The sequence below is a fragment of the Mycobacterium sp. E802 genome, assembly GCF_001666875.1.
In the GTDB taxonomy this organism is placed as follows: domain Bacteria; phylum Actinomycetota; class Actinomycetes; order Mycobacteriales; family Mycobacteriaceae; genus Mycobacterium.
In genome coordinates, this window is the sequence record NZ_LZJD01000030.1 from 18,634 (window position 1) to 32,772 (window position 14,139).

The window sequence follows — 14,139 nt, forward strand, 5'->3', positions numbered from 1 at the left end:
GCGAGTACCCGGATACCCGAATCAGCGGTGCCGTCGGGGCAGCAGCGCGACCAGCTCGGCCCGGGTGGACGCCCCGGTTTTCGCCATCGCCCGGTAGATGTGTCCTTCGACCGTCCGCACCGACAGCCGCAGCCGTTCGGCGATCGCACGGCTCGACATTCCGGTGCCGAGCAGCATGGCGATCTCACGTTCCCGGTCGGTCAACGGCAGGCGTTCGCCGGCCGCGAGCACAGCCGGGGTGGCCGCCCCGCCGCACGCCTCGGCCAGGGCCCTGGCCCGGGCTGCCGACGCCATCGCCGAGCCGCGCAGATTCCTGCGCCGGTATGCCACCGCCGCCAGACCGGCCGCGTCAGCCGCTGCGACCATGTCGCCCAGACTCTCGAATTCTATTGAGGCCCCGGATAATCCGTCGCCATCATCGTGGGACAGCGCCCGGCACAGTGCCGCTGCGGCACCGACCCGAGGTCCCTCGACCACACCGGACAACGCGTCGAGCCGGTGAACGCGGGAATGGTCTCCGAACTGTGCGGCAATCTGCAGACACCACACCTCGGCCGCCAGTTGTCCGTTGGCCTCGGCGGTATCGGCGGCAGCGAGCACGATGTCGACGGCTTCGGATACGGCCCCCTGGGTCGCAGCGACCCAGGCCCGCACCAGGGCGTGTTCGTAGCCCAAATACTGCCAACTCTGGTGACGACACTCATCAAGTTGGGCCACTGTGGCATCGTCGCCCAGTCCCTGGATGGCCAGTGCTGTGACCCGAGGCAGGTGGAACCGGTAGCTGAACCCGTTCGCCTCTCCCGCTGCCCGCAGCATTTCGACCACCGGATCCAGCAGTTCGGCCGCAACGCCGAGCTGACCGGCCGCCGACTCCACCCGGCCCGCCAGCGCGATGCCGAACAGCTGGGCCGCGCCCGGCAGCTCTGCGGCGTGCCGACTCAGGTGCTCGGCTTCTTCGCGCGCCTGGTGAATCCGCCCGGCCAGCAGCAGCGCATCGATGTGGGCGTCGGCGATGACGAACCGCGTGTGCGCGGCATCAAAGGAACTGTCCGCGATGCGGTAACCGGCGCGCACGGCGGTGACAGCCTCGTCGGTGCAGCCGGCGTGCCCGTACGACGTGGCCACCGCCCAGGCGGTCACCGCACCCACGATGGCGGGCAGCGCGGCAAGATCCAGGCCGGTGAATGCGTCCCTGGCCCGCACCGGGTGACCCATCGCCGCCCAGTACACCGTGTAGAACGCGTCGATGCCGGCGCGGTGCGCCCGCGGAATGTCGGTCGCCGCAACGTCGACATGCCGCTTGGCGCCTTCCGGGTCGGCGAGCGACCACAACATGTTGGAAGCCCGCAGGAACGCCAGGCGAGCACGTCCGTCGTCGCCGAGATCGGTGGGATCGACGGCGTCGAGCACCGCGTCCGATTCCGCACCCCGGCTGAGCCACGACAAGGCATGGGCCCGAATGAAATACGCTTCCACGTCGCCGCCGGCGGTGATGGCACCCTGGGCCAGCCGGTCGGCCAGGGGCAGGTCGGACAGCCACACCGCACCTTGGGCGGCACGGGTCAACAACTCCGGGTCGAACGGCAGGTCAGAATCGAGCATCAGGGTGGCCCGCCGCACCACCACGCGCATGGCATCGCGGTCTTCCCGCTCGCCGAGCGCGGTGGCCACCAATCCTCTCAACCGACGCAGCCGGGAACCTGGCACCCGGTTGCGTCGCACCTCGGCGTAAAGCGGGTGGGAGACCCGGACCTCGCGTTCGGTGGTGTCGATCGTGATCAGGCCCCGCGATTCGGCCACCGCCACTGATTCGGCATCGGTGATCGCAGTCAGCCGGTCGAGCTGAATCGGCTCGGCGACCGCCAGCACGTCGACGACTTCACTGACTGCCGGCGGTAGTGCGCCGATCCTCGTCTCGATCAGTTCGACCAGTCCGGGCGGCATCACCGGATCGCCGGTCCAGCGCCAGCAGCCGGCCTGACACGTCAACCGCCCCTGGGTGACCTCTTGTTCGACGATGGTGCGCAGATAGAGGACATTGCCGCGGGTCAGCCGCCACAACCGCTGCGCTGCTTGTGAATCCAGCGGGCCGCCCAGCGCGGCGACCAGCAGCCGGGTCGACTCGTCGCGGGACAGCGGTTGCAGGTCCAACCGCTCGAACCGGCCACTGTCGCACGCGGCGATCACCTCGGCAGGTACCGATGTACCGGTACGGACGGTCAGCAGAAGCTTGGCCGCGCCTCGCTGCACGATCTGCTGCAACACGAAACCCGACAATCCGTCGAGCAGGTGCGCGTCATCGACACACACCAGCACCGGGTGACTGTCGGATGTCGTGGTCAGCCCGTCGATCACCCGCCCGACCAGGGTCGCGCTGTCGGCATCGGAAGTTCCCACCCAGCGCGCGAACGTTCCCAGCGGCAGCGACCGGGCGGCTGATGTGCCTACCGCCCAGCGGGTTTCGTGGCCATTGGCGCCCGCCGCGGCGAGCACTTCACGGGCAATCCGGCTCTTGCCAACGCCTGCACTTCCATAGACCACGATCCCGGACAGTTCGGCGGTGGCCAGCGCGGCGTCGATCAGCCGGGTCTCCTCCAACCGCCCTGTCAGCGGCCAGGCGAGTCGCACGCATCGAGATTAAGCCGAGGTCCGGCCGTTGGCAGCGGTAACGACCAACTTCGATGGCGCCGGCGTTCTGGCAAACGTGCCGCTCACCCGGCAAGGGCTTGGCGGGCATACGCGCGAACATCGGCATCGCTGTCTTCCAATGCCGCGGTGAGGGCCTGCCGCGCGCTCGAATCCGAATCCACCCACCGGCTCAGGCTGAGTACCGCCGCCTTGCGGACATCCAGATGCCGGTCCTCCAGTGCCCGTGACAGGGTGGGTACCGCGACCTCGGGCTCGGCGCCGGCCAACGCCCGCGCTGCCCCCTGGCGGATCTGCCAGGCCGATTCGGTGAACGCCTTCTCGACGCTGACCACATCGTCGCCGGTGCAACCGACCGCACCGAGCGAGGCCAGCGCCGCCGCCCGCACCAGCGGATCGGGATCGTCCAGCGCCACGCGTACCGCGTCGGCACCGGCACGCAGGGTGGCCAGACCACCCACCGCCGCGATCCGCACCTCCCGGTTCTCGTCGGTCGTGGCGGCCGCGACACCGGTGTGATCGTCGACCGACACCAGGGCTCGGACCGCCTCGATCCGTACCCGGTGATCGGTGTCGGTGAGCGCGGCTCGATACGACTGGGCGCTGCCGGCGCGCCGGGAACTCAACAGATACACGGTGACGGCACGCACCACCGGGTCCGCCGAGGCCAGTCGATCGCTGAAGGCTCCGGGCTCGGGCAGTACCTCGACGAGTTCCCGCACGGCGTCGGCGGTCTCGCGCCGCACCCCGGCGTCGCCGTCGGCCAGGGCGGCCACCAGCGCCGGCTGGTATCCGTCGGGCAGATGCTCGACGAGGGTGGCGACCGCGGTGCGGCGCACACCGGCGTCCGCATCCTGAAGGTAGCCGGCCAGATCCGCCAGCGACGGTTCCTCCAGGGCCAGTACCGCGACGATCCGCGGTGACGGTGGCTGGGCGGAGGTCGCGGTACGCACCCGGGACCGTTCGGCCGAAGGCGCCCGGCCACCGTGCAGGTGGGGTTGTTCGACGGTGGTCACCGGGTCCTGCGAAGTGAGGTGGTCGAGCTCGGGCACCGCGACGAAATACGGTGCCACCGGCCGCTTCACGAACTGCATGGCGCCGTCGGCGTCCTTGTAGAGGTTGAGGTGATAACGCCACTGCGTGTCGTCACGCTCGGGCAGATCAGCCCGCTCGTGGTAAAGGCCCCACCGCGATTCGGTCCGGGTCAGCGAGGAGCGCGCGGCCATCTCCGCGCAGTCCCGGATGAACGACACCTCCGCAGCCCGCATCAACTCGTGCGGCGTACGCGCCCCGATACCCTCCACCTCGGCGGTCATCCGCTCGAAAGTCTGCACTGCGATGGACAGTTTGGTAGCGGTCTTCGGCGGGGCCACATAGTCGTTGACGAACCGTCGCAGCTTGAACTCGACCTGTGGCTGCGGCGGGCCGTCCGGGTGTCGCAGCGGTCGGTAGATGAGATCGTGGGCCTGGGCCACCTGATCGGCCGGAAGCTCTTGGGGCGCGGCCACGTCTGCCAGTGTGGACGCCGCGTGTTCCCCGGCCAGGTCGCCGTAGACGAACGCGCCGATCATGTAGTTGTGCGGTACGCACGCCAGGTCGCCTGCGGCATACAGGCCCGGCACCGTGGTACGGGCATGTTCGTCCACCCACACCCCGGATGCGGAATGTCCTGAGCACAAACCGATCTCGGAGATGTGCATCTCGATGTCATGTGTGCGGTAGTCGTGTCCCCGGTTGGCGTGGAACGTTCCACGGGTGGGCCGCTCCGTGGTGTGCAGGATGTTCTCCAGCGTGGTCAAGGTTTCGTCGGGCAGGTGGCTGACCTTGAGGTAGATCGGTCCGCGCGCCGATTCGATTTCAGACTTGACCTCGGCCATCATCTGACCCGACCAGTAGTCGGAATCGACGAACCGCTCCCCCAGCGCGTTGACTTGATAACCACCGAAGGGGTTGGCCACATAGGCGCAGGCCGGTCCGTTGTAATCCTTGATCAACGGATTGACCTGGAAGCACTCGATTCCCGACAGCTCGGCACCGGCGTGGTAGGCCATGGCGTAGCCGTCACCGGCATTGGTGGGATTCTCGTATGTGCCGTACAGGTATCCCGAGGCCGGCAGTCCGAGCCGGCCGCACGCACCGGTGGACAGGATGACGGCCTTGGCCGCCACGGTGACGAATTCGCCGGTGCGGGTGTTGAATGCCGCCGCACCGACCGCACGTCCGCCATCGGTGAGAACCCGCACCGGCATGAACCGGTTCTCGATCCGGATCTTCTCCCGCATCGAGCGCTGGCGCAGCACCCGGTACAACGCCTTCTTGACGTCCTTGCCTTCGGGCATCGGCAACACATAGGAACCGGACCGGTGCACCCGGCGCACGGCGTACTCGCCGTGCTCGTCCTTCTCGAACTTGACCCCGTAGCGTTCCAGCCGCTGCACCATGGCGAATCCCCGGGTGGCGGTCTGATAGACGGTGCGCTGGTTGACGATTCCGTCGTTGGCGCGGGTGATCTCGGCGACGTAGTCCTCGGGTTCGGCCTTTCCGGGGATCACGGCGTTGTTGACTCCGTCCATCCCCATGGCCAGCGCCCCGGAGTGCCGCACGTGGGCCTTCTCCAGCAGCAGCACCTGGGCACCGTTCTCGGCCGCGGTCAGCGCAGCCATGGTGCCTGCCGTGCCCCCGCCGATCACCAGTACATCGCAGTCGATCCGGACGGCGTCGGAAACGTCCGGGATCTCAAGGGTGTCAGTCATTTTGCTCCAAGGCGGCGATGATCTCGGCGCGTAGCGCGGATCGTTCGGGATGGTCGGTTCGGGGCTGGCCCACTTCGACGAGGGCGCGCAACGGCTGTCCGGCACGACCGAGTACCGCGACCCGGTCACCGAGGATGAGTGCCTCGTCGACGTCGTGGGTGACGAACACGATCGTGGTGGGATGGACCTGCCAGGTGTCGATCAACAGGCGCTGCATGGCCGCCCGGGTCTGGGTGTCCAGCGCGGCGAACGGCTCGTCCATCATTACGGCGCGGGGCGCACCGGCCAGGCCGCGGGCAAGCTGAACCCGTTGTCGCATACCACCGGAGAGGCTCTTGGGCAGAAAGTCGCCGAACCCGGACAGCCCCACCTCGTCGATCCAGCGGTCCGCGCGCGCCCGGCGACCGGCCCTCGGCTCGCCGCGGAGTTGCAGCGCGAGCTCGATGTTCGACCGCACGGTACGCCATGGCAGCAGGGCACTGTCCTGGAACACCATGCCGCGATCACGCGACGTGGTGGTGACGGGTTCACCGTCGGCCAGCACCCGGCCCGCGTCGGGACGGAGCAATCCGGTCAGTGCCCGCAGCAGGGTCGACTTGCCGCAGCCTGACGGTCCGGCGAGCACCAAGATCTCACCGGGTTCGACTGTGAGGCTGAGGTTCTCGATCACCGGGGCGCCGGTGTAGGACAACGTGATCGCGTCCAGCTCGAGCCGCATCCCGGTCGCGGTGGCCGTGGGGCTCATCTCGTGACCTCCTCACCGCGCGGCAGCCAGCGGGTGACCCGGCGGCCGATCAGTTCCACCGCCGCGGCGGTGACGAAGCCGAGCACGCCGATGGTGATGATGCCGACGAACACATCGGGATAGTTCAACACCGTGTACGCCTGCCAGGTGCGGTAGCCCACGCCGAGGCGACCCGAGATCATCTCGGCCGAGACGACGCAGATCCAGGCCACCCCCATACCGACCGAGAGGCCACCGAACAGACCGGGAAGGATCCCCGGCAGCACCACCTGCCGCAGCACGTCGAGACGGCCACCGCCGAGGGTGCGCACCGAGTCCTCCCAGATGGTCGGCAGCGCACGCACCGCATGCCGCACGCTGACCATGATCGGGAAGTAGGCGGCCAGGAACGTGATGAACACGATGCCGGCCTCGTCGCTGGGGAACAGCAGGATGGCCACCGGCACCATCGCGATCGCCGGGATCGGCCGGGCCAACTCGGTGAGCGGCCCGAAGATGTCGGCGAACCAGGCCGTCCGTCCCAACAGGATTCCGGTGGTCACCCCGACCACCGCCGCGATTCCGAACCCGGTGAGGATCCGGATCAGCGACTGGCCCAGGTCCAGCCAGTACTCGGGAGTGCCGAGCCGATACACCAGGGCCGCAGTGATTTCGGTGACCGTCGGCAGGGTGTCGAAACGCAGGCCCAGCCGAACGTCGTTGGCGGTCAGCACCTGCCACAGCACGACGGCGCCGACGACCGACGCCAGCCGCACCAGACGACGAGGCCAGACCGACGGGGCACGACGTCGGGGCGCGGCCGGGGATGCCGGTCGGTCGGCGACCGTTGCCGGCGCGCTGTCGGTGGTCGTCATACCGCACCTGCCAAGGCTTGCCGGTAGTCGACCACCACACTGCCGGGGTGGGCCGCCACGTAGCGTTCGGCCCCGGCCTGGGTGCCGAACGGCAGGTAGTCCTCGGCGCCGTGGGCCGGGACGCGGACCCAGACCGACTTGTCCGCGAACCACCGGGTGCCCAGCTCGGCGTCGGTCACGTACGCGGCCCGGACCTTCTTGCCCTCGCTTTCGGCCCGTCGGATCGCCTTGAGCAGGCATGCCGGAGTGGCCGCGGCCGTGGTGGTATCGGCCCCGTCGAGCCAGAGTTCACCGGCGGTCGCCGGGTTGTCGACGGCCCGCTGGCACACCGGGTCGGTACCGCTCAGCGCCGAAGGATTCGTCTGCGAGCGCAGCGCCTTGTCGTAGTCCTGCCCGCGCGCGGCGAACGCGGCCCGCAACGGCGCATCCTGCACAAAACCGGCCACGTCCAGATCGGCGAAGTTGTCGATCGACTTCAGGTACGGCACATCGCCTTTGAGCGCGTCGATCAACGAAGGCTTGAGCGTGGTGTCGAACGATGTGCCGCCCGGGCCGTTGTACAGGTAGACGACCTCCTGCGGCAGGCCGCTGCCCTCGGCCACGATGCGGGCGGCCTCCAGCGGCTTGGTGTTGAGGAAGTCGGTGGCGTCGAGTTGGGCCTGCAGGAAGGCGTCGAGCACCTCGGGATGCTCGGCCGCATAGGCGCGACGCACCACCACGCCGTGCAACGTCGGGTAGTTCAGCTCGGCACCGTCATACAGCAGCTTGGCCTTACCCTGATGCACCAGCAGACCCGGCCAGGCGACGAACTGTGAAAGTGCTTGCACCTGACCGGATTCCAAAGCAGATGCGCCGACCTGCGGCTGCTGGTTGAGCACCTCCACGCCGGTCTTGGCGTCGATGCCGGCCCGACCGAGCGCTTGCACCACCATGCCGTGGCCGGCCGACCCGACGCTGGCCGAGATCTTCTCGCCGGCGAGGTCGGTCAACGACTTGGCCGGTGAATCCGGCGTGACCACAACCATGTTGAGCGCCCCCTTGGGGTTGTACCCCGTGACGGAGACGATTTCGGTCTTCGCGCGTTCGTTGGCCTGGGTCTTGGATCCGTTGATCAGCATCGGGTAATCGCCCATCGATCCGATGTCGATCTTCTCGGCCACCATCTGCGCGGTGATCGGGGCGCCGGTGTCGTAGTCCTGCCAGGTGACGTTGTACTTGGTGCCCGTCCGGGTGGTGATGTCGGCCAGGCGACGCTCCAGGTAACCCTGGGCCCGCAACAACGTTCCGGCGGTGACGGTGTTGATGGTCTTGGACTGGTAGCCGACGACGACGTCGACAGTGTCGGCAGACTTCGTCGCCGAGTCCAGGGAACAACCGGCGGTCGCAAACGTCAGACCGGCGGCCAGAGCGATCAGGGCTGTTTTCACTTCGGATCCTCTACCGGATGAGATAGGGCATGTTGACGGTGACGGCGCCGGTGGGGCAGCGGGCCGCGCACGGCCCGCAGTACCAGCACTCGTCGACGTGCATGTAGGCCTTGCCGTTGTCGGGGTTGATGGCCAGCGAATCGAGCGGGCACACGTCCACGCACAACGTGCAGCCTTCGATACACAGGGATTCGTCGATCGTCACCGGAACATCGGCCCGCTGATTGACCAGCGTCATGCGTCTCTCCTCACGAGGTTGCCGCGCATGGTGATTCGATCACCGCGCATCCTGATGTACTCCAGGTCGACGGGCCTGCCGTCGTCCAGACTGGTCAGCCGTTCGGCCATCAGCAGTGCCGATCCGTTGGGCACCTCCAGCGTCGCGGCGGTGTGCGGATCGGCCGAAACCGCTTCCAGTGCAAGGCTTGCCCCGCCCAGCCGGCATCCGCTGACCCGCTCGATGAGCGCGAAGATGTCGTTGCTCTCCAGCGAATCCGCGATCACCTGCTCCCCGATATCGGGAGCCAGGTACGTCAGATCGAGAGACAGCGGCAGGTCGGCGAGGTAGCGCAGACGCTCGATGAACACCACCTGCGTCCCGGGTTCGAGTGCGAGCTTGCGGGCCACCGCCGGAGGTGCGGCGAGCCGTTGCACGGCACGCACCTCGTTGCGGACGTCGCCGTAGTCCTTGAAGGTTTCCTTCAGCCCGACCAGGGCATCGAGCCCGTGGTCGTACTTGCGGGCCGCCACGTGGGTGCCTACTTTGGTGCCCCGCTCGATCAGACCTTCGTTCTTGAGCACTCCTAGTGCTTCGCGAACGGTGTTGCGCGAGACGAAGAATTCGGCGGCCAGGTCCGCTTCCGACGGCAGGGCACCGGCGTACGCGCCGTCATAAATCTGATGACGCAGCACATCGGCGACTTGACGGGCCTGGTCCGCGCGAGCACGTCGGCTCGTCAGCGGTACAGGGTTGGATTCGGGCTGGGAAGACACGCACTCAAGGTAAGGGGCATCCGGGAGGCCTCGCAGTGCGGCGAATCTGCCGTTTGCGCAGGTTAATTGATTGCGCCGCCAGCCGACGTTCGGTACCTGGCGAAACCGCTGTCGCAGCTCGCATTGCGCCACCTCGGCCGTGATGAAAATTTACAAATCGCGATGATCGAAACGTCGTTTGGGCCCGCTCAAAAAACTTTCGTCACTGTGGCCACATCGGTCCCAAACAGCGAATTCTTGTCGGTGGTTCGAACTAGTGTTCGAATCATGAACGTCGGGTTGGCCCAGAGTCGGGACGCAGTGCAGACCGCGCTGGCCGGCCATCGCGCCGCGATCGCTTCGCTGATCGACGTCGACTTCACGACGTTCGACACTGCGGAGTTACTGGCGATCCAGTCCGAGCGCGAGCGGCAGGCCCGTGCCCAGGCGACGGTCGATCACCGCATTCAGTCGGCGCTGATGGCGCGGACCAGTCCACGAGAGATCGGTGGGAAGTCGTGGACCGATGTCCTTGCCACCCGGATGCGGATCAGCCGCAGGGAAGCGTCACGCCGAGTGGCGGCGGCTGCCGACCTCGGGCCGCGATATGGCCTCACCGGCGAGGTGTTGGAGCCGATACTGCCTGCATGCGCGCAGGCGCTGCAGTCGGGAACGATCAACACCGAACACGTAAACGTCATTCGCGACACGTTGGGACAGGCGCAGAAGTACCTGAACGCCGGTGAACTCGTCCAGGTCGAAACAGACCTGGCGGCCGCAGCAGCCCGCGAAACCCCCGAAACGCTCAAGGCCGCCGCCGCCAAACTGCTGTATCTGCTCAACCAGGACGGCGACGGACCCGACATCGCGGCGCACCTGCGTGGGCTTCGGATCGGCAAGCAGGACGCCGACGGGCTGGTGCACGTCCAGGGGTGGCTGGATCCCGAGGCGGCGGCCTATTTGACCACAGTCACGGACGCGTGGGGCCAGCCCGGCCTGAACAACCCCGCCGATCCCGACCCGGTCCACAACCCCGCGGCCGACCCGGTCGATACCCGTGAGAGCGGCTCGGCGGCCACCGGCGATACACCTGATCCGGAGGACCGCGCCACCGACGATGCCGGGACTGAATCCGGAACCGGCGCTAACGAATTCGACAGCGACGACCGGACCACACCCGACATCCCCGCGGACCCGCAAGCTCAGCGGGACCAGGAGCAGGCAGCCGCCCGGGACACGCGCACCCAGTCCCAACGCAACCACGATGCACTCAAAGTCGCCCTGCGCGAGCTACTCATGTCCAAACGACTCGGCCAACATGGCGGCCTGCCGGTCACCGTGGTCGTCTCCACCACCTTGGCCGAACTCGAAGCCGGCGCAGGTATCGCCGTCACGGGTTCGGGCATCTGGATGCCGATGAGCGATCTCATCCGCTTGGCATCGCACAGTTTTCACTACCTCGTCGTGTACGACCACCACACCGCCGAACCGCTCTACATGGCCCGCACCAAACGACTGGCCACCAAAGCACAACGACTCCTGCTCTACAACCGCGACCGCGGCTGCACCCGCCCCGGATGCACCGCCCCGGCCGACCAATGCCAAGTCCACCACGCCAAGGCGGACTGGCAACACGGCGGACAGACCGACGCCCCCGACCTCGCGTTGAGCTGTGGGCCCGACAATCGTCTGGTCGGCCTCGGTTGGACCACCAGCGTCGACCCAGATACCGGTCGGGTCCACTGGCATCCGCCGCCTCTCATGGACACCGGCCAAGACACCGTCAACCACCACTTCTACCCTGAGGAACTACTCATTCCCCAGGAGGAAGCCGATGACAGGTAAACCGGGCCAGAGACCCTACTGCTCCGGACGATCCTGTACGGCGCCTTGGACGGCCGCCGCGGCGGCCCGAATCTGCGGAGTCACGAGCATGACCTGACCCAGCACTCCGTTGACGAATCCGGGCGACTCATCGGTGGACAGCTCTTTGGCCAATTCGACAGCTTCGTCCACGGCGACGGGTTCGGGGACATCCTCGGCGTGCAGCAGTTCCCACACCGCGACCCGCAGGATCGCCCGGTCCACGGCGGGCAGCCGCTCCAGCGTCCAGCCCTGCAGATGCGCCGAGATGAGATCGTCGATGTGGGCGGAATGCTCGGTCACTCCGCGCGCCACCGACACCGTGTAAGGGTTGAGCGGGGTGACGTCAGGCTGATCCTCGGCCAGCGCGATCCGGCCGTCCGCCACCGCCTCCGGAGTCAGACCGCGCGCCTCGGCCTCGAACAGCAGGTCCACGGCGCGTTTGCGGGCCTGGTGACGGCCCCGGTCGCCTCGGCGGTCAGGCATGGTCAGCCATTCACGCGGCCGAGGTAGCTGCCGTCGCGGGTGTCGACCTTGAGCTTGTCGCCGGTGTTGATGAACAACGGAACCTGGATCTCTGCACCGGTCTCCATCGTGGCGGGCTTGGTGCCTGCGCTGGAACGGTCACCCTGCAGGCCCGGCTCGGTGTGGCTGACGACGAGTTCGACCGACACCGGCAGTTCCAGGTACAGCGGAGCGGACTCGTGGAAGGCGATCTGCACCGGCATGCTCTCCAACAGGAAGCCCGCGGCGCGGCCGACCAGGTCCTCCGACAGCGGGTGCTGCTCGAAGTCCTCGGAATCCATGAACACGAAGTCGTTGCCGTCGCGGTACAGGAAGGTGGCGTCGCGGCGGTCCACGGTGGCGGTCTCCACCTTCACGCCGGCGTTGTAGGTCTTGTCGACGACCTTGCCGGACACCACGTTCTTGAGCTTCGTCCGCACGAAGGCCGGACCCTTACCGGGCTTCACGTGCTGGAATTCGACGATCTGCCACAGCTGTCCGTCGATTTGCAGGACGAGCCCGTTCTTGAAGTCGGCAGTCGATGCCATGAGGGTGTAGCTCCTAAGCTTTCGTCACAAAATGGCCAGTTCCTTGGGGAACCGGGTAAGCAGGTCGGGTGTCGCCTCTCCGACGACCAGGGTGTCCTCGATCCGGACACCGCCGCGATCGGGCAAGTAGACACCAGGCTCAACGGTGACCGTAGAGCCAGCAAGCAGTGTACCGGCGGCGGTGGCGTTGATCCCCGGCGCTTCGTGGATCTGCAGTCCGACGCCGTGCCCGAGACCGTGACCGAAGTTCTCGGCGTAGCCCGCATCGGCGATGACCTGGCGTGATGCGGCGTCGACCGCGCTCAGCGACACTCCGGGCGCCAACGCGTCGCGTCCGGCCTGCTGTGCGGTGGCCACCAGGTCGTAGATCTCGCGTTGCCATTGCGCGGCCGGCCCCAGCACGAACGTGCGCGTCATGTCGGAGTGATAGCCGGCCACCAGGGCGCCGAAGTCGATCTTGACGAAGTCACCGGCGGCCAGCACCGCGTCCGTCGGCCGGTGATGCGGTATGGCCGAGTTGGGCCCGGCCGCCACGATCGTCTCGAACGACGGCCCGTCGGCGCCGTGATCCAGCATCAGCGCTTCCAGCTCGTTGCGCACCTCACGCTCGGTGCGGCCGGGCCGCAGCCCGCCGCGTTCCACCAGCTCGGTGAGCGCAGCGTCGGCGGCCTCGCACGCCAGCCGCAGCATCGCTATCTCACCGGCGTCCTTGACCTCCCGCAGCGCCTCCACCGTGCCCGCGGCTCGCACCCACTCGACCGAGTCGCCGGCGGCCTTCGTCAGCGCCGTGAAGGCATCCACCGTCACCACGTGACTTTCGAACCCCAGCCGGACAGCGCCTCCGCGCGCGGCGCGTCCGGCGAGGTGTACTCCGCAGGCCCGCTCGATGACCACCTCGGCATCGGGCGCCTGCTGCGCGGCCTGGGTGCGGTAGCGCCCATCGGTGGCCAACACCGGCGTGGCATCGGCAGCGAGCACCAGCAGCGCCGCGTTGGAGCCGGTGAAACCGGACAGATAACGCACGTTGACCAGGTCAGTCACCAACATCGCGTCCAGGCCCGAGTCCGCCAGCCGACGCCGCAGTCGATCCCTGCGCTGGGAAATAGTCACGGTCTGTGACGCTACTCGCTACGCTGTGCCCCCATGAGCAAGTGGTTACTGCGCGGAGTGGTGTTCGCAACAGCGATGGTCATCGTGCGCTTACTGCAAGGAGCACTGATCAACGCCTCGCCGGCCAACGCCACGTGGTTCAGCCTGGCACTGGTCACGGTGTTCGGGATCGGTGTGCTGATCTGGGGCCTGATCGACGGCCAGAACGACGCGCGCCGCAACCCGGATCCGGATCGTCGGGCCGACATGGCGATGACCTGGCTGATCGCCGGGCTGTTCGCCGGGATCGTCAGCGGTGCGGTGGCGTGGTTCATCGGGTTGTTCTACAAGAGCCTCTACACCGATGCGCTGCTCAACGAGGTCACCACGTTCGCGGCGTTCACCGCGCTGTTGGTGTTCCTGCTCGGCGTGGCCGGCGTGACGGTGGGACGCTGGCTGGTGGACCGCAAGGCCCCGCCGATGCCGCGTCAGCGCCACCACGGCCTGGCCGCCGACGACCGTGCCGACACCGACGTGTTCGCCGCGGTGAGCGCCAACGGCGCCCACGAGACTGCCGACACCACCCAGCCCGTCGACTATCCCGACCAGCCCAAGCAGTAACGGGCCGGCACAGCAGAATTCACGTGGCGCGGGCGCTCAGGCCCGCGCCACTTCTGCGTAGGCGGCCGCCAGCAGTGAGGGGTCCGGCCCTTCCAGACGGCCCGGTTTGGCCAGCCC

The 14,139-nt window shown here is 67.6% G+C and carries 12 protein-coding genes; 2 read left to right on the top strand and 10 right to left on the bottom strand.

Annotation, left to right across the window (positions count from 1 at the left end; translation table 11 throughout):
• Positions 1-21: 21 nt before the first annotated feature.
• The 7 genes from A5699_RS04550 to A5699_RS04580 form a co-directional block, all read right to left on the bottom strand.
• Positions 22-2,628: a LuxR family transcriptional regulator gene (locus A5699_RS04550; RefSeq protein ID WP_067766037.1), complete on the bottom strand. Its 2,607-nt coding sequence runs from the start codon at positions 2,626-2,628 to the stop codon at positions 22-24.
• 83 nt (positions 2,629-2,711) lie between these two features.
• Positions 2,712-5,399, bottom strand: a complete 2,688-nt coding sequence (locus A5699_RS04555; protein ID WP_067766040.1) for a fumarate reductase/succinate dehydrogenase flavoprotein subunit — start codon at positions 5,397-5,399, stop codon at positions 2,712-2,714.
• Positions 5,392-6,144: an ABC transporter ATP-binding protein gene (locus tag A5699_RS04560; protein ID WP_067766043.1), complete on the bottom strand. Its 753-nt coding sequence runs from the start codon at positions 6,142-6,144 to the stop codon at positions 5,392-5,394. The genes A5699_RS04555 and A5699_RS04560 overlap by 8 nt, the downstream gene beginning before the upstream one ends.
• Positions 6,141-6,998: an ABC transporter permease gene (locus A5699_RS04565; protein WP_067766046.1), complete on the bottom strand. Its 858-nt coding sequence runs from the start codon at positions 6,996-6,998 to the stop codon at positions 6,141-6,143. The genes A5699_RS04560 and A5699_RS04565 overlap by 4 nt, the downstream gene beginning before the upstream one ends.
• Positions 6,995-8,425 (bottom strand): ABC transporter substrate-binding protein, encoded by a 1,431-nt coding sequence (locus A5699_RS04570; RefSeq protein WP_067766049.1) that lies wholly within the window; start codon positions 8,423-8,425, stop codon positions 6,995-6,997. Before A5699_RS04570 ends, A5699_RS04565 begins: the two co-directional genes overlap by 4 nt.
• Before the next feature lie 10 nt (positions 8,426-8,435).
• A complete protein-coding gene (locus tag A5699_RS04575) occupies positions 8,436-8,663 on the bottom strand; it encodes a ferredoxin family protein (RefSeq protein WP_067766052.1) in 228 nt (75 codons plus the stop codon).
• The gene (locus A5699_RS04580; RefSeq protein WP_082957574.1) at positions 8,660-9,418 is read right to left on the bottom strand and encodes a GntR family transcriptional regulator; all 759 of its coding nucleotides are present in this window, start codon (positions 9,416-9,418) and stop codon (positions 8,660-8,662) included. The genes A5699_RS04575 and A5699_RS04580 overlap by 4 nt, the downstream gene beginning before the upstream one ends.
• Positions 9,419-9,685: 267 nt before the next feature.
• Between A5699_RS04580 and A5699_RS04585 the strand changes: the two genes are divergently transcribed.
• On the top strand, positions 9,686-11,242 hold the full coding sequence (locus tag A5699_RS04585) for an HNH endonuclease signature motif containing protein (protein ID WP_197508186.1): 1,557 nt from the start codon (positions 9,686-9,688) through the stop codon (positions 11,240-11,242).
• 15 nt (positions 11,243-11,257) lie between these two features.
• On the opposite strand, the gene nusB is transcribed toward A5699_RS04585, so the two are convergent.
• The 3 genes from nusB to A5699_RS04600 are packed head-to-tail and all read right to left on the bottom strand — an operon-like array spanning position 11,258 to position 13,422.
• Positions 11,258-11,746, bottom strand: a complete 489-nt coding sequence (gene nusB / locus A5699_RS04590; RefSeq protein ID WP_067766055.1) for a transcription antitermination factor NusB — start codon at positions 11,744-11,746, stop codon at positions 11,258-11,260.
• Positions 11,747-11,748: 2 nt separating this feature from the next.
• The gene (efp, locus tag A5699_RS04595; protein ID WP_067766058.1) at positions 11,749-12,312 is read right to left on the bottom strand and encodes an elongation factor P; all 564 of its coding nucleotides are present in this window, start codon (positions 12,310-12,312) and stop codon (positions 11,749-11,751) included.
• Positions 12,313-12,336: 24 nt separating this feature from the next.
• A complete protein-coding gene (locus A5699_RS04600; RefSeq protein WP_067766061.1) occupies positions 12,337-13,422 on the bottom strand; it encodes an aminopeptidase P family protein in 1,086 nt (361 codons plus the stop codon).
• 33 nt (positions 13,423-13,455) lie between these two features.
• Here A5699_RS04600 and A5699_RS04605 point away from each other — a divergent pair, with 33 nt between their 5' ends.
• Positions 13,456-14,022, top strand: coding sequence for a B-4DMT family transporter (locus A5699_RS04605; protein ID WP_067766064.1), 567 nt, complete (start codon positions 13,456-13,458; stop codon positions 14,020-14,022).
• Positions 14,023-14,139: the final 117 nt, after the last annotated feature.